General features: G+C 65.3%; 25 protein-coding genes. 13 read left to right on the top strand and 12 right to left on the bottom strand.

The annotated features are described in order from the left end of the window. The first annotated feature begins 13 nt into the window (after positions 1 to 13). From HZB53_03200 to HZB53_03190, 3 genes are read left to right on the top strand one after another with little or no spacing between them, the layout of a single operon-like run. Complete coding sequence (locus HZB53_03200; GenBank protein MBI5876632.1) at positions 14 to 742, top strand: sulfite exporter TauE/SafE family protein; 729 nt, start codon at positions 14 to 16, stop codon at positions 740 to 742. Then, entirely contained in the window at positions 742 to 1,473 is a 732-nt protein-coding gene (locus HZB53_03195) for a sulfite exporter TauE/SafE family protein (GenBank protein MBI5876631.1), read from the top strand. The genes HZB53_03200 and HZB53_03195 overlap by 1 nt, the downstream gene beginning before the upstream one ends. Positions 1,474 to 1,479: 6 nt before the next feature. Continuing rightward, on the top strand, positions 1,480 to 2,208 hold the full coding sequence (locus HZB53_03190) for a sulfite exporter TauE/SafE family protein (GenBank protein MBI5876630.1): 729 nt from the start codon (positions 1,480 to 1,482) through the stop codon (positions 2,206 to 2,208). A gap of 51 nt (positions 2,209 to 2,259) precedes the next feature. On the opposite strand, the gene HZB53_03185 is transcribed toward HZB53_03190, so the two are convergent. Next, positions 2,260 to 2,505, bottom strand: coding sequence for a hypothetical protein (locus tag HZB53_03185; GenBank protein MBI5876629.1), 246 nt, complete (start codon positions 2,503 to 2,505; stop codon positions 2,260 to 2,262). A 554-nt stretch (positions 2,506 to 3,059) separates the two neighbouring features. On the opposite strand from HZB53_03185, the gene HZB53_03180 reads away from it, so the two are divergent. The 3 genes from HZB53_03180 (at position 3,060) to HZB53_03170 (ending at position 6,452) form a co-directional block, all read left to right on the top strand. Next, positions 3,060 to 3,998, top strand: coding sequence for a hypothetical protein (locus HZB53_03180; GenBank protein ID MBI5876628.1), 939 nt, complete (start codon positions 3,060 to 3,062; stop codon positions 3,996 to 3,998). Beyond that, positions 3,986 to 5,125: an N-acetylglucosamine-6-phosphate deacetylase gene (nagA, locus tag HZB53_03175; protein MBI5876627.1), complete on the top strand. Its 1,140-nt coding sequence runs from the start codon at positions 3,986 to 3,988 to the stop codon at positions 5,123 to 5,125. The genes HZB53_03180 and nagA overlap by 13 nt, the downstream gene beginning before the upstream one ends. Before the next feature lie 277 nt (positions 5,126 to 5,402). Then, entirely contained in the window at positions 5,403 to 6,452 is a 1,050-nt protein-coding gene (locus tag HZB53_03170) for an SIS domain-containing protein (protein MBI5876626.1), read from the top strand. 59 nt (positions 6,453 to 6,511) lie between these two features. Here HZB53_03170 and HZB53_03165 read toward each other — a convergent pair whose 3' ends face one another. From HZB53_03165 to HZB53_03150, 4 genes are all read right to left on the bottom strand, one after another. Next, positions 6,512 to 7,639, bottom strand: coding sequence for a beta-lactamase family protein (locus HZB53_03165; GenBank protein MBI5876625.1), 1,128 nt, complete (start codon positions 7,637 to 7,639; stop codon positions 6,512 to 6,514). Continuing rightward, positions 7,597 to 8,283, bottom strand: a complete 687-nt coding sequence (locus HZB53_03160; GenBank protein MBI5876624.1) for a pseudouridine synthase — start codon at positions 8,281 to 8,283, stop codon at positions 7,597 to 7,599. Before HZB53_03160 ends, HZB53_03165 begins: the two co-directional genes overlap by 43 nt. Positions 8,284 to 8,301: 18 nt before the next feature. Next, positions 8,302 to 10,047: a dynamin family protein gene (locus tag HZB53_03155; protein ID MBI5876623.1), complete on the bottom strand. Its 1,746-nt coding sequence runs from the start codon at positions 10,045 to 10,047 to the stop codon at positions 8,302 to 8,304. Positions 10,048 to 10,174: 127 nt separating this feature from the next. Further along, entirely contained in the window at positions 10,175 to 12,562 is a 2,388-nt protein-coding gene (locus tag HZB53_03150; GenBank protein ID MBI5876622.1) for an XRE family transcriptional regulator, read from the bottom strand. Positions 12,563 to 12,708: 146 nt separating this feature from the next. Here HZB53_03150 and HZB53_03145 point away from each other — a divergent pair, with 146 nt between their 5' ends. The 4 genes from HZB53_03145 to HZB53_03130 all read left to right on the top strand — a co-directional run bounded on the left by HZB53_03145 (position 12,709) and on the right by HZB53_03130 (position 14,015). Continuing rightward, on the top strand, positions 12,709 to 12,897 hold the full coding sequence (locus HZB53_03145) for a hypothetical protein (GenBank protein MBI5876621.1): 189 nt from the start codon (positions 12,709 to 12,711) through the stop codon (positions 12,895 to 12,897). Positions 12,898 to 13,151: 254 nt separating this feature from the next. Continuing rightward, a complete protein-coding gene (locus tag HZB53_03140) occupies positions 13,152 to 13,340 on the top strand; it encodes a hypothetical protein (protein ID MBI5876620.1) in 189 nt (62 codons plus the stop codon). Between the two features lie 158 nt (positions 13,341 to 13,498). Then, the gene (locus HZB53_03135; GenBank protein ID MBI5876619.1) at positions 13,499 to 13,771 is read left to right on the top strand and encodes a BrnT family toxin; all 273 of its coding nucleotides are present in this window, start codon (positions 13,499 to 13,501) and stop codon (positions 13,769 to 13,771) included. Further along, positions 13,758 to 14,015: a hypothetical protein gene (locus HZB53_03130; GenBank protein MBI5876618.1), complete on the top strand. Its 258-nt coding sequence runs from the start codon at positions 13,758 to 13,760 to the stop codon at positions 14,013 to 14,015. Before HZB53_03135 ends, HZB53_03130 begins: the two co-directional genes overlap by 14 nt. 78 nt (positions 14,016 to 14,093) lie before the next feature. Here HZB53_03130 and HZB53_03125 read toward each other — a convergent pair whose 3' ends face one another. The 3 genes from HZB53_03125 to HZB53_03115 form a co-directional block, all read right to left on the bottom strand. Beyond that, entirely contained in the window at positions 14,094 to 15,248 is a 1,155-nt protein-coding gene (locus HZB53_03125) for a Gfo/Idh/MocA family oxidoreductase (protein MBI5876617.1), read from the bottom strand. A 41-nt stretch (positions 15,249 to 15,289) separates the two neighbouring features. Further along, the gene (locus HZB53_03120) at positions 15,290 to 16,054 is read right to left on the bottom strand and encodes a glucose 1-dehydrogenase (protein ID MBI5876616.1); all 765 of its coding nucleotides are present in this window, start codon (positions 16,052 to 16,054) and stop codon (positions 15,290 to 15,292) included. A 103-nt stretch (positions 16,055 to 16,157) separates the two neighbouring features. Beyond that, positions 16,158 to 17,480: an alpha-glucosidase/alpha-galactosidase gene (locus HZB53_03115; protein ID MBI5876615.1), complete on the bottom strand. Its 1,323-nt coding sequence runs from the start codon at positions 17,478 to 17,480 to the stop codon at positions 16,158 to 16,160. Between the two features lie 516 nt (positions 17,481 to 17,996). On the opposite strand from HZB53_03115, the gene HZB53_03110 reads away from it, so the two are divergent. Continuing rightward, positions 17,997 to 18,959: an aldo/keto reductase gene (locus HZB53_03110; protein ID MBI5876614.1), complete on the top strand. Its 963-nt coding sequence runs from the start codon at positions 17,997 to 17,999 to the stop codon at positions 18,957 to 18,959. 80 nt (positions 18,960 to 19,039) lie between these two features. On the opposite strand, the gene HZB53_03105 is transcribed toward HZB53_03110, so the two are convergent. Next, a complete protein-coding gene (locus HZB53_03105; protein ID MBI5876613.1) occupies positions 19,040 to 20,131 on the bottom strand; it encodes a lactonase family protein in 1,092 nt (363 codons plus the stop codon). 159 nt (positions 20,132 to 20,290) lie between these two features. Beyond that, positions 20,291 to 20,533 carry a hypothetical protein gene (locus tag HZB53_03100; protein MBI5876612.1) on the bottom strand — a complete coding sequence of 81 codons (243 nt, stop codon included), beginning with the start codon at positions 20,531 to 20,533 and terminating at the stop codon, positions 20,291 to 20,293. A 125-nt stretch (positions 20,534 to 20,658) separates the two neighbouring features. Between HZB53_03100 and HZB53_03095 the strand changes: the two genes are divergently transcribed. Together HZB53_03095 and HZB53_03090 are read left to right on the top strand one after the other, a co-directional pair. Next, positions 20,659 to 21,480, top strand: a complete 822-nt coding sequence (locus HZB53_03095) for an NAD(P)-dependent oxidoreductase (protein MBI5876611.1) — start codon at positions 20,659 to 20,661, stop codon at positions 21,478 to 21,480. A gap of 273 nt (positions 21,481 to 21,753) precedes the next feature. Continuing rightward, a complete protein-coding gene (locus HZB53_03090; GenBank protein ID MBI5876610.1) occupies positions 21,754 to 23,010 on the top strand; it encodes a starvation-sensing protein RspA in 1,257 nt (418 codons plus the stop codon). 112 nt (positions 23,011 to 23,122) lie between these two features. Here HZB53_03090 and HZB53_03085 read toward each other — a convergent pair whose 3' ends face one another. Continuing rightward, on the bottom strand, positions 23,123 to 23,539 hold the full coding sequence (locus tag HZB53_03085) for a type II toxin-antitoxin system VapC family toxin (protein MBI5876609.1): 417 nt from the start codon (positions 23,537 to 23,539) through the stop codon (positions 23,123 to 23,125). After that, positions 23,536 to 23,814, bottom strand: a complete 279-nt coding sequence (locus tag HZB53_03080) for a type II toxin-antitoxin system Phd/YefM family antitoxin (protein ID MBI5876608.1) — start codon at positions 23,812 to 23,814, stop codon at positions 23,536 to 23,538. The genes HZB53_03085 and HZB53_03080 overlap by 4 nt, the downstream gene beginning before the upstream one ends. Positions 23,815 to 24,022: the final 208 nt, after the last annotated feature.

Genomic DNA, 24,022 nt, shown 5'->3' with positions numbered 1-24,022 from the left:
CCGGCCATAACGTATGCTCCCGTTCGTTGTCGCCGCAGTGATAGCGCTGCTGGCCATGATTGTGCGCGGCATGACCGGCTTCGGTTCCTCGCTGATCATGATTCCACTGTTGGTTATGGTGATCGAGCCGCGGGTGACCATCGTGGCCGTCGCCATCACTGAAGTCGTAATCGGCCTCACGATGCTTCGCCGGGTGTGGGGTTATGCCCGCTTTGACTATGTGTGGCAATTGCTGCCATTGAGTCTGCTGGGCGTGATGGCCGGCCTGGCGGCGCTGGCGCAGGTTGACAATCTGCTCCTCAAGCGCAGCCTGGGTGTGGTCATCATGCTGTTCGCCCTGCGGCAGATACTGGCCCTGCGCGGCCCGGGCGCTGCGCGCGCTCGCTGGCCGCGCTGGCTAGGCTATGTGGCGAGTCTCGCCAGCGGCCTGCTCGGCGCACTGTTCGGCACCGCCGGCCCGCCGGTAATCATCTTCCTCGAAAACCAGATTGAATCCGGCGCAGCCCTGCGCGGCACGCTGATCGTGTTCTTCTTCGTCTTTGACGTGGTGCGAATGGGCGGCTACGCGCTCAGCGGCTTCCTGTCGCCGGACGCGCTGCTGACGGGCGCGGTCATGCTGCCGACCGCTCTGGCCGGCAACTGGCTCGGCACGCACCTGCACCTGCGCATGAATGAGAGACTGTTCCGCGCTGTGGTCGGCGCTATACTGATGCTGACCGGCCTGCTGCTGGTGATTCGCTGATGCTGCCGACGCTCATGCTCGCGGCAGCCATCGCGCTGGTGGCGATGATTGTGCGCGGCATGACCGGTTTCGGGTCGGCGCTGATCGCGATGCCGTTGCTTCTGCTGGTGCTGGAGCCGCGGCTGGCACTGGTGGCGGATACGGTCATCGAAGCGGCGCTCGGTGTGGCGCTGATCTACCAGGTGCGCCGCTCTGCCCGCACCGACTTCCTGGTGCTGCTGCTGCCGTTGAGTCTGCTGGGCGTCATCGCGGGCTCGGCGGCGTTGCTGCAGTTCGATAGCGCTCTGCTGAAGCGCAGCATGGGTGCGGTCGTCAGCCTGTTCGCCCTGCGGCAGTTGCTCGGCCTGCGCGGCTCGGCGCCGGCGCGTTCTCGCTGGCCACGCTCGTGGGGACATGTGGCCGGGCTCGCCAGCGGCGTGCTGGGCGCATTGTTCGGCACCGCGGGCCCGCCGGTGGTCATTTTCCTCGAAAACCAGATTGATTCCGGCGCGGTCCTGCGTGGCACGCTGATCGCATTCTTCGCCGTGCTCGACTCAGCCCGGCTCGGCAGCTACGCGCTCAACGGCATCATCTCGCCGGATGCGCTCATGACGGGCGTTCTCATGCTGCCGACGGCATTTGCGGGCAACTGGATCGGCACGCACATGCACTTGCGCATGAATGAGAAACTGTTCCGCGCCGTGGTCGGCGGGCTGCTGCTGCTGGCCGGCTTGCTGCTGGTGATCCGCTAACACGCCATGCTGCAACTGCTCGCGGCCGCAGCGTTCGCGCTGCTGGCGATGATCGTGCGCGGGCTGACCGGCTTCGGCGCCGCGCTGGTCATGACGCCGCTGCTGCTGCTCGTCTTCGACCCCAAGCTGGCGATTGTTTCGGCGGCGATTGTGCAGGCCGTGATCGGACTGACCCTGCTGTACCAGGTGCGCCGGCAGGTCAGCCGCGACCACCTCAAACTATTGCTGCCGCCCAGCCTGATCGGCATCATCGCCGGCGCGGTCGTGCTGGTACAGTTCGACAGCACGCTACTGAAGCGCGGGCTTGGCATTGTCGTCATGCTGTTCGCGCTGCGGCAGATATTCGCTCTGCGCGGTGCGCAGGCCGAGCGCACGCGCTGGCCGCGACCGTGGGGCTACCTGGCCGCGGTGATCAGCGGCATGTTGGGCGCGCTGTTCGGCACCAGCGGCCCGCCGATCGTCATCTTCCTCGAAAACCAGATCGACTCCGGGGTGGTCCTGCGGGCGACGTTGATCGCCTATTTCGCCGCGGTGGACACGGTGCGCGTGGGCGGCTACGTGATCGGCAATCTGATCACCACGCAGGCGCTGCAAACTGCGGCGGTCATGCTGCCGGCGGCGTTCGTGGGCAGCTGGCTTGGCACGCGCCTGCACGTGGGCATGAACGAGCGCGTCTTTCGCCTGGTGATCAGCGGGCTGCTGTTCGCGACCGGCGCGCTGCTGGCCGTCGGGTAGACCTCGCAGGTTATTAGAACCCGCGAGGTCTGCAATGGGTGAGGCCTGCGATTACTGCCTAATGGTGATAATCGGCGAGATCTCGACGTGCGGCAGGGCGGCGTTGACGGTGTCGATGCCGCGAATGCCCTCGCCGACCAGCCGCAGCGTGCCGGGCACCAGCCGTTCGACCTCGATCAGCAGGACAAGTACCAGCGCGAGATAGAAGATCAGCATCTCGCGTTTGCGGCGCGCGTAGAACGCCACACTGACGAGTACGACCGCCAGCAGAATATCCACGACACCCAGATTGATCATAGCAGTCTCCCTCTCCAGCAGATTATTGATTTGCTATCCGTGCGGTCTGGCGCGCAGTGTAGCACGTCCGGTGCCGCCGCGCAATCCCCCTGAAATGCTATATCGTCCTTCGACCGGTTCGACAGGCTCACCGACCAGCTCAGGGCGCGCCTGCAATAAGGTCAAGCCACGCAAGCGCGTCGCCTGAGCTCGTCGAAGGCGAGTATAACGCATACTTTGCCCTTCGACCCCGTCTACGCGGGGCGGTACGGCAGGCTCAGGGCCCGGCTTTCGACAAGCGCAGGGCATGCCTGCGATGAGGTCAAGTCAGGCGAGCGCGCCGCCCAGGCATTTTCAATATTGGCTTTGCCCTCTCCCTAACCCTCTCCCGCGACGCGCTGGTCAGCGGCTTCGCGCCGCTGACCGATAAGCGCGGCGGGGCCCGAAGCCCCACCGCATCGCGGGCGTCGCAGGCGAGGGGATTCACTCCTTCCCCTGTTCGCGTCGCCGGGCTCACGGCATGCCGACAGGCGCAGGGCACGCCTTATGCCCCGTAATGCTATAATCGTGGACGTATGGACTACGTCATCGGACTTGATGCGGGCGGCACCAAAACCAGCGTCGTTGTGCTGGACGGCGAGCGGCGCGAACTCGGGCGCGGCACGGGCGGCCCCGGCAACTACCACACGGCCGGACGCGATGGCGCTCAGGAGGCGATTGGCAAAGCGGTTACCGATGCGCTGGCGCAGGCCGGTCTGGGCACGGCCGACATGGCGGCTGCCTGTTTCGCGATGAGCGGCGTCAGCCGCCCGGCGGACCGCGCGGTGGCGGACGGTTTCGCGTGCGCGGTACTGCCCGGCGCGCGCGTGCTGATCTGCAACGACGCGGTGGCCGCGCTATACAGCGGCGTCGGCAAACCGGAGGGCGTCGTCGTGATCGCCGGCACCGGCTCGATCGTGTATGGGCTGTCGCAGGGACGCACGGCGCGCGCGGGCGGCTGGGGCTACCGGCTGGGCGACGAGGGCAGCGGCTACTGGCTGGCCGAGCAGTCGCTGCGGGCCATTGTGCGGGCGCATGACGGCTGCGCGCCGGCCACGAGCATGACGGAGCCTTACCTGAGGCAGTTGGGGCTGGCGCGGCCGGGAGAACTGATCAGTTGGGCGTACCGCCCTGACTGGACGCGCGATGCGGTGTCCGCACTGGCGCCGCTGACGTTCGAGGCCGCGCAGGCGGGCGACGCGCCGGCGCTGGCGATCGTGCAGGCCGGGGTCGATATGCTGGCGGCGGCGGTGCAGGTGACAGCCGAGAAACTGGCCCTGCACAGCGCGCCGTTCGACGTGGTGCTGTTCGGCAGCCTGTTCCGCTCGGTGCTGTACGAGTACGCGATGCGCCGCGCGCTCGGCGAGCGGACCGCGCATGCGCGCCCGGTCGTGCCGGCGGTGGATGCGGCGGTTGGCGCGGCATGGATGGCGCTCGATCACCTGAAAGGCGAGACGTTTGCATGGCTGGAATGACGCTGCGCGGGCAGGTGCTCTTTGCCGACGGCGTGTTGCGCCCGGGCGAGGTGCTGATCGAGGGCGAGCGGATTGCGTCGGTGCGCGTGGTCGATTCCGCGCCGGACGATATCATCGCGCCCGGCTTCATCGACCTGCAACTGAACGGTGGGTACGGCGAGGACTTCACCGCCAACCCCGACACGATCTATCACGTCGCGGCGCGCGTCTTGCAGCAGGGCGTGACGGCGTTCCTGCCGACGATCATCACCGCGCCGCTCGACGTTTACCGCAAGGCGTTCGAGGTGCTGTCGCCGCTCTCGCTGTTCGGCCGCAGCGGGCGGCAGGCGCGGGTGCTCGGGCTGCACCTGGAAGGACCGTACCTGTCGCCGCACCGCTCGGGCGCGCACAACAAGGCGTACCTGCGGCAGCGCGCCGATCCGCGGGCCGACGGTCTGCTCGATCCGAGCGTGCGCCTGATGACGCTGGCGCCCGAGTTGGAGCATGCCATGCAGTCGATTCGCGATCTGCGCGCGCGCGGCATCGTCGCCAGCCTGGGACACAGCACGGCGACGCACGACCTGGCCAATGAGGCGATTGACGCCGGCGCGACGTGGGGCACGCACCTGTTCAACGCGATGAACCCGCTGCACCACCGCGAGCCGGGCCTGCTGGGCGCGCTGCTGGCGCACGAGACGGCGATGTTCGGCGTGATTCCCGACGGCGTGCACGTGCACCCCTCGATCTTCAAGTGGCTGATGCGCGCGGCCGGGCCGGAACGGATGACGATCGTAACCGATGCGATGGCGGCGGCCGGCATGCCGCCCGGCGAGTACCCGCTGGGCGACCGCACCGTGACGGTGACGGCGACCTCGGCGCGGCTGCCCGATGGCACGCTGGCAGGCAGCATCCTGACGATGGACCAGGCGGTGCGCAACCTGGTGACGTGGGGGGCGTGTTTGCTGGCCGACGCGCTGACGATGGCGAGCACGACGCCGGCGCGCTTGCTCGGCGCGGAGCAGATCGGGCGGATCACGCCGGGCGCCGCCGCCGACCTGGCGGTGCTGGACGAGACGCTGCACGTGCGGCTGACGTTTGTTGCCGGCGCGCTGCTGTACGACCGCGAAAACCCGGTCGCGATGCTCTGAATCCATTTTCACCATAGAGACACGGAGACACAAGATTTACCTGCGAAGTTACGTCACGCTTAGCGCGGAGGCAAGTCTCTGCGCGTGATGTGTACTGAATGCGCGAAGCATCTCGTGCCTATTAGCAAAACGCTTCACCTCGAAATGCGAAGCGCCGATAGTTCATAGATTCAAGATCCTTCGCGCGCGTGACACCTAACAAGCAAAGCGCCTGACTTTCGCGCTCAGGATGACAAACTGTCGTGTCTCTGTGGCAAGCGTGCTTGAGGTTGAGTGCATGTCCCAACTGCTGGCTGAAATCCACGAACAACCTGGCGTGCTGCGTCGCCTGCTGGCGGCCGAGCGCGCGCATGTGCGCGAGATTGCGGCGCGGGTGCGCGCCTACGATCCGCGCTACGCGGTGATCGCCGCGCGCGGCACGTCCGACAACGCCGCGCGCTACGCGCAGTATGTGCTGGGCGCGCACAACCGGCTGTCGGCGGTGCTGTCGACGCCGTCACTCTTTACGCGCTACCATTCGCCGCCGCGCATGGATGGGGCGCTGGTGATCGGCATTTCGCAGTCGGGCGCGTCGCCCGACCTGCTGGCCGTGCTGGCAGAAGGCAAGCGGCAAGGCTGCAGGACGCTGACGCTGACCAATGTGCCGGATTCGCCGCTGGCCGCGATTGCCGACGACGTGCTGGCGCTGCATGCGGGCGAGGAGCGCAGCATCGCTGCGACCAAGACGTTCACGGCGCAACTGCTGGCGGTGGCGATGCTCTCGCCGGCGCTGTCGGGCGATGAGGCGCGACTGGCGGAACTGGAGCGCGTGCCGGAGTGGGCGGCGCAGGCACTGGCGGCGCTGGCCGGCCCCGACAACGCGGCGGTGCGCGCTGCGCGGCATCTGGCGCATGCCGATCACTGTGTGGTGATTGGGCGCGGCTATAACTACGCGACGGCGCACGAGACGGCGATCAAGTCCAAGGAACTGGCGCTGCTCGCGGCTGAGCCGTACTCGGCAGCCGATTTCCTGCACGGGCCGATCGCGCTGATCGAGCACGGCTTTCCGGTCGTGGTGATCAATATGAGTGGGCAGGTCGCCGCCGAGATGGACGATCTGCTGGTTGAACTGTGGCGGCGCGGTGCACAGCCGGTGGTCATCTCCGACCGCGCCGAGTCGCTGGCGCTGGCGGCTGCGCCGATCCCGGTGCCGGCGGGCATCCCGGAGTGGCTATCGCCGATCGTGGCGATCATCGCCGGGCAATTACTGGCGTATCATCTGACGTTCGCGCGCGGCTACGACCCCGACCGTCCGCGCGGCATCCAGAAAGTCACGCTGACGACGTGAAACGGCACGAGGCGCATCCACTGATGCGCCTCATTCATTTCGCTCCCCCACGCGAGCGGCTACTCGCAAGCGGCGAAAACCAGATCGGTCAATGCGCGCAGTCGCCGGTTATTGGCCTCGTCGTCCAGCATCAGGTTGTTCAGGATGATGCAGACCAGCCCGCGCTCCGGATCGGCGAACGAGGCGTTGGTCGCCCAGCCGTTGTGGCCGAACGTCGTCGGGCCGCTGGCCTCGCCGCCCCACAACGACTGCGCATGCCCGCCCAGCGAAAAGCCGAACGCGCGATGCGACAGCTCATTCGTGTCTTGTTCCCGCTCGCCCGGCAGGGTCGACGGCTTCCGCGCCCGGGCGATGCTCTCCGGGGCGAGCACGCACCGCCCCTCCAGTTCGCCGTCGTTCAGCAGCATCTGGTAGAAGCGTGCCAGGTCGCGGGCGGTGGAGTGCAGACCGGCCGCCGGGATGACGGCCTGGCGCATCAGCGGCAGGTTCCACGCCTGAATCGCCTGCATGCCGTCGGGGAAGTCGGCGCTGGCGGCCAGTTCGGCCGTCTGGGTCAGCAGCGACTCGGGCAGTTTCAGGGTGCTGTGAAGCATGCCGAGCGGTATGAAGAACTCCTCACGCGCAAACGTTTCGATCGGGCGGCCATCGACGCGGCGCACGATTTCGCCGAGGACCCAACCGAAGGTGAGCGAGTGATACTGCACGGCGCTGCCGGGCTGGAATGACAGATGCGACGCGGCAATCGCGTCCACCGACGCCGTCCAGCTTGCGTACTGGTGCCAGGCGAGCGAGGGGGGCGTCAGCGGAACGCCGGCGCGATGCGATAGCGCGTGGCCGACCGTCGCGGCCTCTTTGCCTTCCTGCGCGAACGCCGGCCAGACCTCAGCGATCGGCGTGTCCAGTGACAGCGTTCCGCGCTCAATCAACAGGTGCACAGCCATCGCGGTGATCGGCTTGGCGACCGACCACGAGTAGAAAAGCGTTTCGGCCGTGACCGGCGCGGGCGGGTTGCGGCGCGCCGCGCCGAGCGCGGCGTCGACCACGACCTGCCCGTGGCGCGCGACGACGACCTGCATGCCGAGCGCGCGGCCGTCGCGCACCTGCGCGCTTGCGCGCTGCTGCAATTCGGCGATGCGCTCCGGGTTCATGCCCGCCGCGGCGGGCGGCGTGACGGTCGTGAAGTCCATGCGCTGGCTCCCTGGGTGGTGTGGCCGCGCGGGGTGGCGCGGCTGTGTGTGGCCCGTCGTCCGGCGGGCCGCACGGATAGGCTCTGCTGCAGCGAGTTCAGTTCGGCGTCACTTAACGCGCGCCACTGGCCGGGCTGCATGTCGCCCAGCGCCAGCGGCCCGATCGCGACGCGCACCAGCCGCAGGGTGGGGAAGCCAACGGCGGCGGTCATGTGCCGAATCTGGCGCTTCTTGCCCTCGCGAAGCTCGATCTGCAGCCACGTGGTCGGGCTATCGGACCGCACCGGTTTGCTGCGCGGCGGCAACTGCGGCGGCGGGATGATGCTGACCACGGCGGGCAGCGTGTGGCGCCCCCCGATGACGATGCCGTGTCGCATCGGCTCCAGCGCGGTATCGGTGGCGATGCCCTCGACCTGCGCGCAGTACGTCTTGGGATGCGCGAACTGCGGGTGTGTCAGTCGGTGCGCGAGGTCGCCATCGTCGGTCAATACCAGCAGGCCTTCGCTGTCGTGGTCGAGCCGTCCGGCTTCGGACAGGCCGGGCACGTCTACATAATCCCGGAGCGTGCGGCGTCCCGCGTCCGGTTCGTCATCGGCGAATGTGGATACGACGCCGTATGGCTTGTAGAAGAGGAGGGTTGTCACGTCGCGTGCAGCGCCCGCCTACATCTGCTGGACGCGCGCCTTCAGCGCTTCGATCACGCGCTGCACGCCGCCGAGGGCGTCGAGCGTCTTGTCGGCCCGCTCGCGCTCGGCGCGCACGAAGCGTGTGTACGGCGCGACGCCGTCCTTCATGCGGGTGACGGCGTTCTCGCTCTCGTGCGTGAACTGCGTCTCGAGCGCGCCCAGCAGGCGCGCGCGCAGGTCGTCGATCTTGACGGTGAACTTCTCCTTGGCCTGCCTGCGCTTGTACGGGATGACGAAGAAGCCGATGAGCGCCATCGTGCCGGCTGCCAGGAACCCGGTCAGGTCGGCGGCGGTTACGCCGAGCCATGCTACCAGCACAGCGCTCAAGCCGACCGCGCCGGCTTCGAGCAGGGCGGTTTGTGTGACCGCCGCTTCGACGTGCGCTGCGAGTTCGCTCGCCTCCTGGTTGCGGTCGTAGGTGTCCACGATCGTGCTGGCGCTGTGGCCGACCGTGTCGATCAGCGACCGGCGGCGCACGTCCAGCGGAGCGACGCCCTCGCCGACGATGTGCTCGGTGTAGCGCGCCTGCCGCCGCTGGAGGTAGGTCATGATCTGCTGCCACTGGCGCAGGTCTTTCTCCACGAGCCAGTCGATTAGGCGGCGGACCCGATCGTCGATCTGCGCGGGCACGTCGGCCAGCACCTGCTTCTCGAATTCGGCGCGCACGGCGTCGCCGCGCGCCAGGTCGAAGATGCGCGTCAGGCGGATCGTGCTGTCGAAGAAGTCGAGCCCGCGCGCCTTCAGCCGCTGCACGATCGTCTCCACCTCGGCCAAGCGCGGGCCTAGCTCGGCGTGCAGTTCGCGCTCGTAGGCTGTGATGACGCTGTCGATCGCGTCGGACGTGGCGCGGTCCTCCTGCAGCGCGTCGGCCTCGGCGGAAGCCACCGCGCTCGCCTGGGACACGATCTGCTCGGCGACGCCAAGCGGGTTGGCGAACTTGAGCCGCAGGCGGGCCGTGTCGTCGAGCGTCTGCGTGATGTAGCCAACGAGCACGTCGAGCCCGCTGGTGGCGCGCAGGCGGGTGCTCTCGGACTTGCTGTCCTCGCTGTCGGCGCGCTGCGCCATTTTCGCGGAGACCGGGAAGAACTCCGGCGTCGCGCCGAGCACCGTGCTGGCGTGCTGCAACACGAAGTCGCGCACCTGCGCGCGTTGGGTATCGTCCTCCAGGATGTCGGACTTGTTCAGGGCGATGACGACCTTCTTGCCCCAGTCGCGGATCTGCACGAGGAACTGGCGCTCGCTTTCCGTCAGCGGCCGGTCGGCGGAGGTCACGAACAACACCAGGTCGCTGCGCGGCACAAAGTCACTGGTCAGCCGCTCGTGCTGGCGGATGACGGCGTTGGTGCCGGGCGTGTCCACGATGTTCAGCTCGCGCAGCAGCGGGTGCGGGTGCGTGAACGTCGCGAAGCCCTCGTCGAGGATCGTCTCTTTCGGCTCCGCGCCCCACTTGACGAGTGTCACGCGCGAGGTGGTTGGCGTGACGCCCTCTTCCAGCACCTTTTCGCCGAGCAGGGCGTTGACGAGCGCGGATTTGCCGGCGTTGAACTCGCCGACGACGACGATTAGGAACAGCTCGTCAAGCTGCAGGATCGCCTGCTGGAGCGTGTCGAGCGATTCGCGCGGCACGTCGAGGCCGGCGAGTGATGCGCGCAGATCGGCCAGCGCGGCTTTTTCGTCGCGCAGCAGTTGTGCTTGTGCTTCCGTCAGGATGGTTGTGAGCATGGAGTCAGGGCTGTCCTTTGGCATTCATCATACCGCAGGACGGGCGAGGCGGGAAGCGGGGGCGAAGCATTCGCGCGGGAATCCACGGCTCTGCACTGCGCCACTTACGCGAATGCTTCGCCCCTACCTATGCGCCCAAAACCTCCCACGCCAGCGCAATGGCCTGTGCCAGAGTCAGCGCGAGCCCTTCATCCCATACGGCGGAAAGAGCAGCGGGACCCATGCGTTCCTTTAGCGATGTGAGATCCTGGTCGTCGCGAGATTGAGAGAACACGTTTAGAACAAGAGAGTTCGCCATCCGCCATGCCGTGCATGCGCCTTTTATTCTGGCTGCATTGGCGCAGTCTCCGCGCGCCAAAGCTAGCCCTCCAATGTCCGATATGCATGCATTTAGGAAGATGGTTTGTCCCAGTGCAATTTGCTGAGTGAGGCCTTGTTTCAGAAGCGAAGCAGCAGCCTTGTAGTCATCCCTGCGTACTGCGTCGCGCCCTAGCTGGCCAAGTGCATTTGCGCCAAGAATGGTTACACCGAACGGTTTGACGATTTCCAATACCTCGCGACGCAATGCCTCGGCGCGCAGATGCTCTGACTGGCCGGTCGCGATAGCCGCGAGCACCGATTTGGCCGCGGCCACCCAATACGCGCGCCCTTGCATCTGAAGTTGCGCCATGCTTTCTTCAAGGACGGATTGTGCCTGCGCGTAGTGTCCCTTTCCGTATAGTACGCGTCCCCAATTCAGTTGAACCCACGCACGGGCTCCCGGGTCATTGCAGATCTCGGCTAATCGTAGCCCTTCGCGCCCCGCGTTATCCCCTGCATCGAGATTCCGTGGCCCATATTCCATCATTGCGATGGTCCCGTATGCTATGGCACGGCTCGCGGATATGGTAGCGGACGAGTTTCCCAGCACCCGGTACATGACCGACAGCCATTCATTAACTCTGTTGCCTATCTGCCAGAAAGAAAGCCCCATGTCATTGAGTATTTTCAGTGCGCTGTCAATATCACCTTTGCCAGTGGCCCATTCGATCGCTACTCGAATGTTATCAAGCTCATCGGAGCATCGTTGCAGCCAAACGACTTGTCCGCCCGATTCCAGTTCATGTTCAGCTCGCCTAGCAAAGCCTAGAAAGTGTTTCAGATGTGCGTCTCGAACGCGCCTCACTTCGTCCGATCGATTCAGTTCTTCGCGCGCAAACTGCCGAATCGTTTCCAGCATGCGGTAACGGGGTTCGTCGCCTGTCTCGTCCAGCGTGACCAGCGAACGATCGACGAGGTGCGAAAGCAGGTCGAGGATGTCGGTTCCGAGTAATGGCGAAGCATTCGGAGATGAACCCGAATGCTTCGCCCCTGCGGGATCCACACAGACCGCCTCCGCTGCTTCCAACGTCCAGCCGCCGGCGAACACCGACAGACGACGGAGCAGTGTCTTCTCCGGCTCGCTGAGCAACCGGTAGCTCCAATCGATCATGGCGCGCAACGTCTGCTGGCGCGGCAGGGCGGTACGGCTGCCGCCGGTCAGCAGACGGAAGCGGTCATCCAGTCGTGCCGCGATCTGTTCCACTGTCATATTGCGCACGCGCGCGGCTGCGAGTTCGAGAGCCAGTGGGATACCATCGAGGCGGCGGCAGATCTGTGCGACGACGGGTGCATTGGCGGTGGTCAGCGCGAAGTCGCCGCGCGCGGCACGGGCGCGCTCGGTGAATAACTGTACCGATGCAACATGCGAGAGCGCATCGAGCGTCATCGAATCTGTAGGCAGGCCGAGCGATGGCACGCGGTAGGCGTGTTCGCCACCGATGCCGAGCGCCTCGCGGCTGGTGGCAATAATCTTGAGCCGTGGTGCTGTGTGCAGGAGCGAGTCGCAGACTTGTGCGGCGTCAGCGATGAGGTGTTCGCAGTTATCCAACACGACAAGTGCGGTCTTTGCACGGAAGTAGTCGCCCAGCGTGTCGAGCATCGGGCGGTTCGGCTCCTCGCGCACGCCTGCGGATGAGGCGATCGTGTTAGCGATCAGTGCCGGGTCAGCCAGCGGCGCCAATTCGGCCAGCCAGACGCCGTCGGGATACGTTGCGAGTTCATCGGCGGCGACTTGTAGGGCGAGGCGCGTCTTGCCGACGCCACCCGCGCCCATCAGGGTCAGCAGACGTGTGCCGCCGAGCAAGCGGCGCACCTCGGCGATTTCGGACTCGCGCCCAATGAACGAGGTCAACTGAGTCGGCAGATTGGTGTGGGTTGGCCCGGCGGTTGGAACGGGGACGCGAGGCGGTTCGAGCCATTGCGTGCCGCGCGCGGCCGCCAGAAACGCCTCGCGTTCCGTGGCGGGGATTTGCAAAGCGTTTGCCAGTAGGTCGGCCAACTGCTTGGAGGGGCGCATGTCGTCACTTTCGAGCTTGTGGATGGTGACACGCGCGCAGCCGACCTGCTTGGCCAGTTCAGCCTGGGTCAGATCCAGGTGTCTGCGCCGGGACTTCAGCCATTCGCCGAACGAGGGGGGTGTTGGATGATCTATCACTTCTTATATCACGGTCGCTATCACAAAAGTACTTATGTTGGGTAGACAAACGTGATTTAATGATGCTGTCGATCGGTGGTGAGCTTGGGGGCATTATACGCCGATTCTGACGGCCGGTAAACCACTTAGGGCGAAAGGAGCTACACATGGACGGTCAAGAGTTTGTGGTGTGGGAATTGACGAAGGACAAGGCTGCTTGCTTTCAGCGCGATGCGGCGCAGAGCCAGTTGGCGACCTCGTTCGGTTGCTCAGAGCCGATCGTCAACCGGCTGCGGTTCGTTGTCCCTATGGCGCTGGGGTTGGCGGCCGCGCTTGCGGTGCTGATGGTTCGCTAGTAGGGGCGAAGCATTCGCGCGGGAAGCGTGCGCCACAACATGGGCGCTCGTGTGCGAATGCTTCGCCCCCACAAAGCCGAACGAGGGGGGCGTGGGGTGATCTATCACTTTTTATATCACGATCGCTATCACAAAAGTACTTATGCTGGGTAGACAAACGTGATTTAATGATGCTGTCGATCGATGGTGAGCTTGAGGGCATTATACGCCGATTCTGACGGCCGGTAAACCACTTAGGGCGAAAGGAGCTTCACATGGACGGTCAAGAGATTATGGCGCTGGAAATTGGGAAGAAGCGGGCTGCCAACATGCAACGCGAAGCGGCGCGTTACCACCTGGCGGCGGAATTTGGCAATTCGGAGCCAATTGCCAACCGGCTGCGGGTGGTCGTGCCGATGGTGTTTGGCTTGGCAGCGGCGCTCGCATGGCTAGTGGTTCGCTAATCAGCCACTTTGCAGAATATTGCGGCGTCAGTCGCGTGCTGCCCTCAATGTCGGTGAACAGGAACGTGACGGTGCGGTGGGTGGGTGGGTTATTCACGCGATGTGCTCCAACCGCGTTCCAAGTTTGACGGCTTCCTCATTGCACTTACAATACTACCATGCAGTTTGAGTGGGATCCTCAGAAGGCTGCCGTCAACGAGCGCAAACATGGCGTTACGTTTCTGGAAGGTGCATCCGTTTTTGGCGATCCTTTGGCGCATCTGGTTAATGATCCCGACCACTCGCAAACCGAAGACAGGTTCCTGCTGATCGGAATGTCCTCACTGCATCGCCTGCTCATCGTCGCATTTGTGGATCATGATGACACAGTACGAATCATCAGCGCGCGCACAGTGACTGGCGCGGAACGAGAAGCCTATGAAACAGCCTGATAGCGATTCTCTGACAGATGACCTGCGCGCCGAGTATGACCTGCGCGCGCTCCTCAAGCAGGCGCGCCCCAACCCCTACGCGGAACGGTATGCCGCTGGCACGAATATCGTGTTACTGGCGCCCGATGTGGCCGAAGCGTTTAAGGATTCGGACGCCGTCAACGAGGCGCTGCGCCTCGTCATGAAGCTCTCGCGTCTGCCGGATAGCCATTGGCGAGAAACCGAATCACCCCCCGTACATTGATACTCTTCAGGAAGGGCGAAGCATTCGCGCCGGCGGCGCGCGCCTCGACGCGGGCGCACTTGCGCGAATGCTTCGCCCCTACTGTTCGGGCACGCTCACCCAGGCGCGCGTCTTTGCGCTCTGTAGGATGGCGTCCACGACCAGTGCGGCGCGATGGCCGTCATCGAAGGTCGGAAAGTCGGTCGGATCGTGCGCCGGGTCGCGTCCGTCGCGGATGAATGAATAGAAGCGCGCGATCAGGTTCTTGAAGCCGTCCGGGTAGCCCTCGACGTGACCGCCGGGATAGCCGGCGAACGAGCGCGCGACCGCCGTGAGCATGTTGGGCTGCTTGGGCAGAATCGCGCTCGGCGTGTCGCGCATGCCGATCCACAAGTTCTCGGGGTCTTCCTGCGCCCAGCGCAGGCTGGCCGCCGCGCCGTTGACTTCAACCACTAGGTCGTTCTTGTGGCCGCCGCTGATCTGCGAGATGAGACACGTACCGCGCGCGCCGTTCTCGAACTCAAGCAGCAGCGCGCCGTAGTCCTCGCCGGTGACAGCCATCCACTCCGTCTCGCCTGTGCTGCTGCCCGCGAACGTCTCAACCTCGCCGACGGGTCGTTTGCGCGCGGTGACGAAGGCGTGCAGGTCGGCGCAGACGGCCGTGATGCGCAAGCCGGTCACGAACTGCGCCAGGTCGCACCAGTGCGAGCCAATGTCGCCGATCGCCTGCGACGGGCCGTTGCGCGCGGCGTCCACGCGCCAGTTGTAGTCGGCGTCGTACATCAGCCAGTCCTGCATGTAGCGGCCGTGGATCAGGCGCGGCGACCCGGCCGCGCCGGCGGCGATGCGCGCGCGCATCTCCTGCGTCATCGGGTACATGCGGTAGTTGAAGCAGACGCCGTGCACGAGGCGCGCGGCGCGCACGGCGCGCAGCATCGTGCGCGTTTCATGCGCGCTGATGCCGAGCGGCTTCTCGGCCAGCAGGTGCTTGCGCTCGGCGATGATCGCCTTGTTGATCTCGAAATGCAGAACGTTTGGCGCCGTATTGTGCACCACCTGCACGTCTTTGTCGGCGACCAGATCGCGCCACGAGCCGTAGGCGCGCGGGATGTGCAGCGCTTTGGCGCGCGCCTGCGCGTGCGCGTCGTTCGACGCGGCGAGCGCGATCACCTCGACGTCGCCCATTCGCCGCACGGCTTCGACGTGCGCGGGGCCGATGAAGCCCGCGCCGATGACACCGACCTTGATGGTCATGGGAACCTCCGATGATGGTTCGGGCGCATCACGATGCGCCCCTACGAAACCCGCGCGCCCAGCTTGACGATGCCGCCGTCGACGACGATCTCTTCGCCGGTCAGTCCAGCGCCGTCGGTGCAGAAGAAGAGCACCGCGCCGGCGCAATCCTCCGGCGTGACGATGCGGCCGATGTGGGTGCGCTTCATTGCGTTGGCGGCTGCGTCGCCGCCGGACGGGTAGACGAAGCCGGTATCCACGAAGCCGGGCGCCACGGCGTTGAAGCGGATCGTCGGCGCGAAGGCGCGCGCCAGCGACTTGGTCATCGCCATCAGCGCGGCCTTGGAGCCGCAGTAGATGATCGAGCTGCCCTGGCCCATGATGCCGGCGACTGACGTGATGTTGACGACGCAGCCGCTGCCGGCCGCCTGCATGTGCGGCACGGCGGCACGGATGCAGTAGAGCGGCCCCTTGACGTTTGTATCCAACGTGCGGTCGAGCAGTTCGTCGCTCAGCAACTCAAGCTGGTGGTGCGGCGTGCGGCGGGTCCACCCGGCGTTGTTGACGAGGATGTCGAGCCGTCCGAAGCGCGCCACCGTCTCCGCGACCAGTGCCTGCGCCTCAGCATCGATACGCACGTCGGCGCGCACGGCGATCGCCTGCCTGCCCGCCGACGTAATCGCCGCCACGACGGCGTCGGCATCTTCCTGCGAGCGCGAGTAGTTCACGGCGACCGCCGCGCCTTCCTGCGCTAGCGCGAGGCATGTCGCGCGACCAATGCCTTTGCCGCCGCCGGTGACGATGGCGACTTTGCCGGATAGTTTCATGCGCATCCTCCCAGATCGAAAGTGTTCAACACAAAGACACCAAGGCACAAAGAACTCAAAGCGGTTTTCCTGGTGACTTTGTGGCTGTGTGTTGGAGATTGTCTCAAACCAATTGGGGAATCCAGTCGCCGTGCGCGGCCAGCAGATCGTCGACGAGCGCGGCAATCTGGTCGAGCGATAGTTCGGCGGCGGTGTGCGGGTCAAGCATCGCCGCGTGGTAGACGTGCTCGCGTTTGCCGGTCAGCGCCGCCTCGACAGTCAGCGCCTGCACGTTGATGTTGGTCTGCATCAGCGCGGCCAACTGCGGCGGCAGCGCGCCAACCGACTGCGGCACCAGTCCGGCCGCGCCGACGTGGCACGGCACCTCCACGCAGCAGTCGCGCGGCAGGTTGTCGATCAGCAGGCGGTCGCCGTCCGGCCCGCTCTGGCGGTTCATTACGTTGCCATATACGGTGCGCGGTGCGCCGGTTTCCATGCTGTGGACAATCAGCGAGCCGTACTCGTGGCTGCGCTCGACCACCACGTCGCCGTCGCCTTCCAGGTACTCGCGCATGGCGTGCCACGCCGCGATCTGAACCTCGCAGCGTTGGATATACTCGTCGAGCGGGATATTGAACTGCTCGATCAGCTCGGGCCGGTCGCGCTTGATGAACCACGGCACGTACTCCGCGACGTGCTCCGATGACTCGGTGACGAAGTGGCCGAAGCGCTGGAAGAGCTCGTAGCGCACCCGGTTCCAGTCGGGCACGCGACCGTCGGCGATGACTTGACGGATACACGGCGTGAGGTCTTCACCGTCGCGGCGGGCGAAGCGCAGGTAGAACGCCATGTGATTGATCCCGGCGCAGAGATAGTCGAGCTCGTCGTACGGCACGCCGATATCCTGCGCCAGTTGCATCGCCGTGCCCTGCACCGAGTGGCAGAGGCCGACGGTCTTGATGCGCGAGGCGCGCGCGATTGCCCAGCAGTTCATCGCCATCGGGTTGACATACTGCAGGAACCAGGCGTCGGGGCAGAGCGCCTCCATATCGCGGCAGAGGTCGAGCATCACCGGGATGGTGCGCAGGCCGCGCATGATGCCGCCGATGCCGAGCGTGTCGGCGATGGTCTGGCGCAGGCCGTAGCGTTTCGGCACATCGAAGTCGATGACCGTGCCCGGTTTGTAGCCCGCGACCTGGAACATACTGATCACGTAGTCGGCGCCATCGAGGGCGGCGCGCCGGTCGGCGGTCGCCGTCACCTGCGGGTGCGCGCCGGTGGCCGCCGCGACTTTAAGCGCCACGATCTCCGAGGTGCGCAGGCGTTCCGGGTCGATGTCCATCAACGCGATCTGCGCGCCGGACAGTTCCGGGAAGGAGAGGATGTCGCCGAGCAGGTTCTTGGCGAACACCGTCGAGCCGGCGCCGATGAATGCGATTTTGGTCATGGAATCTCCAGACCTCGCAGGTTCTAGAAACCTGCGAGGTCTTGGCAGTGGATCTTCTCTACGCCTGCATGGCGCGGTTTCAGTCGCGATTATAGTGAAGCCGGCGAGAGGATGCAAGGAGGACATTCGGCCCATTCGGCCGGAGCGCACGGCACACGGCCATGCAGCCCATGACGTAGAGGCAGGTCTCTGACCTGTCCAGGCTGGCGGTCCAGCGACCGGCCGCAACTTGGATGCGGCGTACGCACTCCGTCGGGTCAGATACCCGCCGCCTCACGATCGAGGCGTGCGGGTGTGCTGTCTGCTCGGTCTGAAGGCCGCCATAGTGAGGCCCAACGCAAAACATGGACTCGCGCACGAGGAATATTTCGTGCTTGACAGTAGCCGCCATCCGCCATAGCATAGCAGGCGCAAACCGGCATTGGTTGTCCGTGCTTTGCGGCACCGGACGGGATGCCCGGCCAGCGTCAATTCGCAATCTGACGCTACTATCGCTCGGAGGCAAAGGCAATGAGCATGCTTTACGGTCGCGTGCCGTGGTACGATGGCCCAGTGTCGCGGATCGTGCAGGGGCTTTCCGTAGCAGACACCGCCGCCGAAGCGCGCATACCGGATCTGCTGGATGAGGTCTATGCGCTGGGCTGCAATGCGTTCGATATGGCGCACCAGTATCGCGATGGCGCGGTGGAGCGGCAGGTCGGGCGCTGGCTGGCGACGCGCGGGCAGCGCAAGAAGGTGTTCATCATCACGAAGGGCGCGCACCACAACGCGGACCGCAAGCGCGTAACGCCGCACGACATCGATTCCGACCTGTACGATTCGCTGGCGCGGCTCAAGATCGATACGATCGATCTGTACCTGCTGCATCGCGACAACCCGGCCGTGCCGGTCGGGCCGATCGTCGAGAAGTTGAACGAGCACCAGTCGGCCGGGCGCGTGCGCGCGTTCGGCGCGTCGAACTGGTCGACCGCGCGCATCGCCGAGGCCAATGCATACGCGCAGTCGCACGGCTTGAAGGGGTTCGCGGCCGGCAGCCCGCACTTCAGCCTTGCGGCGCAGGTCGAGCCGCCGTGGGCTGACTGCATCACGATCAGCGGCCCGGCCGAGCAGGCCGCGCGCGACTGGTACACGCGCGCGGGACTGCCACTGTTCGTCTGGTCGAGCATGGCGGGCGGCTTCTTCTCCGGCCGCTTCCGCCGCGACAACCTGGCTTCATTTGCGGGTGAGAACGACCGCCTGGCGGTGCGTTCGTACGGCGTCGAGGACAACTTCCGCCGGCTCGATCGCGTACAGGAACTGGCAACGAAGCGCGGGCTGTCGATCCCGCAGGTGGCGCTGGCCTATGTGTTGAACCATCCACTGCAGATATTCGCGCTGATCGGACATCAGAGCGGCGCAGAACTGCAGGTCAACCTGGCCGCCTGCGCGCAGAAGCTGAGCGAGGTTGAGATGGCGTGGCTGGACCTGCGCGACGCGTAAGCGCGCCGTCCGGCATAAAAACAACAGCCGCTGTGGATCCGATGATCCACAGCGGCTGTATTGCTTTCTATCGAGATGCTCTATCTGGTTGGAACAGTGCTCGGCGTGAACTGCACGCACGACACCTGCGGGAACGACTCGCGCGCGACCGGCTCGCCGATCACCGGCGGGCCGTTGCTGACCGGCAGCACGCAGATCTCGCCGCTATACTGGTTGGCGACCAGCACGAACTGCCCGCCCGGTGCGAACGCGAAGTTGCGCGGCCAGTTGCCGCCGCAGTCTGCGATGGCTGCGCGGTTCAGCAGGCCATCGGCGCTCATCTCGAACACGGCGAGGCTGTTATGGCCGCGATTGGAAACGACCACCCGCTGGCCGTTGATGGCGACGTGCGCCACGATGTTCTCCGGCGCGTTCGCGGGCAATGTGTCGAGATTCTGTATCTCCTTCAGCGTCCCGTCTGCGGGATCGTAGGTGTACACGCCGAGCGTGCTGCCCAGTTCGTTCGCGACGTAGAGCACGCGGCCGCCAGGGTGGAACGCCATGTGGCGCGGTCCCGCCCCGGAGCGCGCCGCCATCTCGCCGTGCGACGCGAGCGATCCGCTGTCCGCGTCGAACCGGTAGATCATCAATCGGTCGATGCCGAGGTCGGCGACGATGACGAAGCGATTGTCGGGCGACACAATGGCCGAGTGGGCGTGCGGGCCTGCCTGGCGCGACGCGTTGGGGCCGTGCCCGCTGTGCTGCACGTGCGCGCTCATCGCGCCGAGCGAGCCGTCGGCCTGCACCGGCAGCACGGCGGCCGAGCCGGTGCCGTAGTTCGAGACGATCAGCCAGCGGTGCGTGGCATCAAAGATGGCATGGCAGGTCACCTCGCCGCCGCACGGTTGGCGGTTGAGCACGGAGAACGTGACGTTGCCTGCCGCGTCGCGCTCGGTACGCAGCGCCCAGACCGAGCCGGGCATGCCGTCGGCGGTGGCGCTCGTTTCGCTGGTCGCGTATAGCCAGCGTCCGTTCGGGTGCGGGATAATGTACGACGGGTTGATGATGCCGCTGAATGCGCCGCGTGCGCTCAAGGTGCCTTGAGCCGTATCAAACGCGTATGCGCGGATGCCGGGCTCGGCAGCGGTTGCATAGCCGCTGGCGAAAACGATCTGCTTGTCATACTGCGACATAGGAATCTCCACCCTACCAATTTTGAACAGAACCGTCGGTCCACTGCCAGTGCGGCGCTTCCCAGAAACGATAAGCCCGCATGTGCGCCAGCGCTTCATCGAAGTCGACGCCGAGCCCGGGCGCATCGGGCTGCTCGCCAGCGCATTGCTGAACGGGTCTTAGCGCCGCGTCAGCCCAGCACCGTGTCCTGAGCCTGCCAAAGGATTCAGGTCGAGCGTGTACGTCGAGGCGTTGCTAACGTTGACGATCTGCTTCAGTCTATCACCAGCGCCAGCGCAGGCAAAAGCGTACACCGTCTCCGCCTGCGTCTTGAGGCGATTCGCCACGTCGTACGCGTAGCCGAGTTGGCACGGGCAGCCAGCGAGGCCGGATTGATCTGCCGCGCCGCTGCCGGCTGTCAAACGGTGCAGTACCCTTCGACAGGCTCACGGTACGGCTCATAGGTGCGACTTTGCGAAGGCAGCGCATTATCGAGTATCCTTGGTGGCAACTATCCGCGCTTCGCGCACTCACAGGAGACGATTCTATGCGTATCGCAGTCACCGGCGGCACCGGACTGATCGGCCGCACCATCATTCAGGTGGCATTGGTTCAGGGCCACGAAGCGGTCAGCATCGATCGCGTGGCGCCTGCGCCTGGCGCATTACAAGCCGGCGTGCCGTTTATCCAGGCCGACATGACCGACTACGATGCGCTGTCGCGCGCGTTCGTCGGCTGCGACGCGGTGGCGCACCTGGGCGCGATCATCCAGCCGTTCGGCCATCCAGATCATATCGTGCACAACAACAACGTGGTTGGCAGCTACAATGCGCTGCGCGCGGCGGTCGATCACGGCATCCGGCGCGTCTGCCAGGCATCGAGCGTCAACGCGCTCGGCCTGTCGTACAGCCGCAAGTCCACCTTTGACTACTTCCCGCTCGATGAGGCGCACCCGACATATAATGAAGACCCGTACAGCCTCTCGAAGTGGATCTGCGAGGCGCAGGGCGACTCGTTCGCGCGGCGGTACGAGGAGATGACGATCTCCAGCATGCGCTTCCACTGGGTCATCCCGGATATGGCGACGGCCAAAACCGCGAAAGCGCGTGACCCGCAGCAGGTCAAGCAGGTCTGGGCGTACACGCTGGTCGAGGCGGCGGCGAAGGCGTGCCTGCTCGCGCTGCAGGCCGACTATCGCGGGCACGAGGCGTTTTTCATTACCGCGCGCGACACATGCGTCGATGTGCCGTCGCTGGAACTGGCGCGCGAGTTCCACCCGCAGGTGCCGGTGCGAGGCGACCTGAGCGGCCGCAACAGTTTCTACGACAGCCGCAAGGCCGAGCGCATGCTTGGCTGGACGCACGCGTAGCCGGGGCGCGCCAGCGCGAGCAAGACCTGCGCGCTGATGCGCAAGAGCCGCCTGCTCGGCGAGAACCCGTGCATGGACTGTACGGGCGTTTAGAGTGTTTTGCAGAAACAGCGGGCACGCCAAGCGGTTCGCCGCGTAGGGGCAGGTCTTTGACCTGCCCGCCGGACGGGCCAAAGGCCTGTCCCTACCTACATGCGTCGCGCAGCCCTGTGTCACCATATCGGATCATTTCGCAAACCGCGCTAGTTGAACGCCCAAGCCCAAGCTGAGACCATGAAAATCACGAAAGTTCGCACCATCCTGACCGCGCCGGACGGCATTGCGCTGGTCATCGTCAAAGTGGAGACCGACCAGCCCGGGCTGTACGGCCTCGGCTGCGCCACGTTCACCCAACGGCCGACGTTGGTGGCGCGCGCGGTGGAGGAGTATCTCGCTCCGCTGCTGCGTGGCCGCGACCCGCGCAACATCGACGACCTCTGGCACCTGATGATGGTCAACTCGTACTGGCGCAACGGGCCGGTGCTGAATAACGCCGTCGCCGGCGTTGACATGGCGCTGTGGGACATCAAGGGCAAGGTCGCCGGGATGCCGGTGTACGACCTGCTGGGCGGCAAGTGCCGCGAGGCGGCGATGGTCTACCGCCACGCCGACGGGCGCGACAAGCAGGAGGTGCTGGACAACGTGCTCAAGTACCGCGCGGAAGGCGCGCGGGCGGTGCGCTGCCAGATGGGCGGCTACGGCGGGCGCGCGCAGGACATCCGAAAGCACAACGCGCGGCCGTCGCGCAAAGCGCCGCAGGCGACGCACCGCGGCAAGGGCCTGGACCGGCTCGACAGCGACTTCCCCGGCGTGTACTACGACCCCGACCAGTACGCGCGCTCGATCCCACCGCTGTTCGAGCATGTGCGCAGCAAAGTTGGCGACGACCTGTTCCTCTTGCATGATATCCACGAGCGGCTTGCGCCGATCGACGCGATCCGCATGGCGAAGGCGCTGGAGCCGTTCAGGCTGTTCTTCCTCGAAGACCCGTTCGCGCCCGACCAGATCGAGTGGTTCCGGCGCCTGCGCGAGCAGACAGCCACGCCGATCGCGATGGGCGAACTGCACGTCAATGCGGCCGAGTGGAAGCCGTTGATCGCGGAGCAGTTGATCGACTTCATCCGTGCGCACCTGTCGGCGATCGGCGGTTTGACGCCCGCGCGCAAACTCGCCGCGCTGTGCGAGTCGTTCGGCGTGCGCACCGCCTGGCACGGGCCGGGCGACTGCTCGCCGGTCGGCCACGCGGCGAACCTGCACCTCGACCTGGCGTGCCACAACTTCGGCATCCAGGAGGTGATCTACTTCGGCGACGCCTTGCGCGAGGTCTTTCCGGGCATGCCGGAATTGCGCGGTGGCTACTTGTGGGCCAATGAGCAGCCGGGATTCGGTCTCGACATTGATGAGCGCAAGGCTGCGAAGTATCCGATCACCGTCGCACCGATTGAGTGGACACAGAGCCGCTGGCCGGATGGAACGCTGTGGACGCCGTAGGGGGCGTTTGGAACGCGAATGACGCGAAAGGCCGCGAAAGGCACGAACCGGGGCATCGAGAACGAGCGCGACTGCTTAAGGTCGGCGAACCCGGGGGCATGGCAGCAGCTATCTATCGCCAATCCTCGATTTTCACGTCGTGAAACGTCGCGTAGTCGGCGAGATTAAGCGTGACGAGACGCAGGTCGTTGGCTTTTGCGATGGCGATGATCTGCCCGTCGGCAAATGGCGGCGTGTTGCCTGCGCGCGACAGGCGCGCGCGTTCGCCCGCATGCCAGATGGCTGCGGCCTCGTCATACGGCAGGATCGGCAGCGAAGGTGCCACGACCTGTGTCAGATAGGCTTCGATCGCCTTGCGCTTGGCCGATGGTGGCAGGCGGAAACAGCCAAACCATAGCTTGTGCCAGACGACCGTCGCGATCGCCATTTCGTCTTCATGGCGTTGGAGCTTCTTGAGAATGGACGGATTCGGCGTCGGGCGCAACGGCTCAGAGATGATGCCGGTATCCAGCAGGTACTTGAGCGTCACCAGTGCACCTCGCGGCCCGGCGACTGATCGCGCAGCCCTGCCAGTATGTCCGGATCAATCTGGAGTTGCGTCAGGTCAACGGCCTGGCAGAAGGTGCCGTACGCTTTCCAGAAGCTGCTCCGGCCGGCGTGCAGGCGACGGTACTCGGCCACGGAGACGAGCACGGCCACGGTTTCACCGTGCCGCGTCAATTCGATCGGTGACTTGTGCTCGACCTCGTGCACGAGCGCGGCGAGGTTCTGTCGCGCATTGGCGATGGAGTATTGCTTCGACATGGTTGCCTCCAGATGGCTATAATAATAGCTATATTATCACATCAATGTCCAGTGGTCAACCGAGAGCGCAGCAATTCTCATTTTGGAGTCGGCTGCCAATATGCCCCCTCATCCCCTGCCCCTTCTCCCCCGCGCGCGCGGGGGAGAAGGGGAAAAGCTAACGGGGAGGTGCGCGGCGGCGCAGCCGCCGCGCACCTCCCCTAAGAAT

It is taken from the genome of Chloroflexota bacterium, assembly GCA_016235055.1.
Lineage (GTDB): Bacteria > Chloroflexota > Anaerolineae > JACRMK01 > JACRMK01 > JACRMK01.
The sequence above is the reverse complement of the archived record's forward strand: the minus strand, read 5'-3'. Positions and strand labels throughout refer to the sequence as shown.

What these genes read in the sequence shown, in the direction of transcription:
- HZB53_03200 (MBI5876632.1), top strand. Translation starts at nt 14, where the DNA reads ATGCTCCCGTTCGTTGTCGCCGCAGTGATAGCGCTGCTGGCCATGATT.
- HZB53_03195 (MBI5876631.1), top strand. Translation starts at nt 742, where the DNA reads ATGCTGCCGACGCTCATGCTCGCGGCAGCCATCGCGCTGGTGGCGATG.
- HZB53_03190 (MBI5876630.1), top strand. Translation starts at nt 1,480, where the DNA reads ATGCTGCAACTGCTCGCGGCCGCAGCGTTCGCGCTGCTGGCGATGATC.
- HZB53_03185 (MBI5876629.1), bottom strand. Translation starts at nt 2,505, where the DNA reads ATGATCAATCTGGGTGTCGTGGATATTCTGCTGGCGGTCGTACTCGTC.
- HZB53_03180 (MBI5876628.1), top strand. Translation starts at nt 3,060, where the DNA reads ATGGACTACGTCATCGGACTTGATGCGGGCGGCACCAAAACCAGCGTC.
- nagA (MBI5876627.1), top strand. Translation starts at nt 3,986, where the DNA reads ATGGCTGGAATGACGCTGCGCGGGCAGGTGCTCTTTGCCGACGGCGTG.
- HZB53_03170 (MBI5876626.1), top strand. Translation starts at nt 5,403, where the DNA reads ATGTCCCAACTGCTGGCTGAAATCCACGAACAACCTGGCGTGCTGCGT.
- HZB53_03165 (MBI5876625.1), bottom strand. Translation starts at nt 7,639, where the DNA reads ATGGACTTCACGACCGTCACGCCGCCCGCCGCGGCGGGCATGAACCCG.
- HZB53_03155 (MBI5876623.1), bottom strand. Translation starts at nt 10,047, where the DNA reads ATGCTCACAACCATCCTGACGGAAGCACAAGCACAACTGCTGCGCGAC.
- HZB53_03145 (MBI5876621.1), top strand. Translation starts at nt 12,709, where the DNA reads ATGGACGGTCAAGAGTTTGTGGTGTGGGAATTGACGAAGGACAAGGCT.
- HZB53_03140 (MBI5876620.1), top strand. Translation starts at nt 13,152, where the DNA reads ATGGACGGTCAAGAGATTATGGCGCTGGAAATTGGGAAGAAGCGGGCT.
- HZB53_03135 (MBI5876619.1), top strand. Translation starts at nt 13,499, where the DNA reads ATGCAGTTTGAGTGGGATCCTCAGAAGGCTGCCGTCAACGAGCGCAAA.
- HZB53_03130 (MBI5876618.1), top strand. Translation starts at nt 13,758, where the DNA reads ATGAAACAGCCTGATAGCGATTCTCTGACAGATGACCTGCGCGCCGAG.
- HZB53_03125 (MBI5876617.1), bottom strand. Translation starts at nt 15,248, where the DNA reads ATGACCATCAAGGTCGGTGTCATCGGCGCGGGCTTCATCGGCCCCGCG.
- HZB53_03120 (MBI5876616.1), bottom strand. Translation starts at nt 16,054, where the DNA reads ATGAAACTATCCGGCAAAGTCGCCATCGTCACCGGCGGCGGCAAAGGC.
- HZB53_03115 (MBI5876615.1), bottom strand. Translation starts at nt 17,480, where the DNA reads ATGACCAAAATCGCATTCATCGGCGCCGGCTCGACGGTGTTCGCCAAG.
- HZB53_03110 (MBI5876614.1), top strand. Translation starts at nt 17,997, where the DNA reads ATGCTTTACGGTCGCGTGCCGTGGTACGATGGCCCAGTGTCGCGGATC.
- HZB53_03105 (MBI5876613.1), bottom strand. Translation starts at nt 20,131, where the DNA reads ATGTCGCAGTATGACAAGCAGATCGTTTTCGCCAGCGGCTATGCAACC.
- HZB53_03095 (MBI5876611.1), top strand. Translation starts at nt 20,659, where the DNA reads ATGCGTATCGCAGTCACCGGCGGCACCGGACTGATCGGCCGCACCATC.
- HZB53_03090 (MBI5876610.1), top strand. Translation starts at nt 21,754, where the DNA reads ATGAAAATCACGAAAGTTCGCACCATCCTGACCGCGCCGGACGGCATT.
- HZB53_03080 (MBI5876608.1), bottom strand. Translation starts at nt 23,814, where the DNA reads ATGTCGAAGCAATACTCCATCGCCAATGCGCGACAGAACCTCGCCGCG.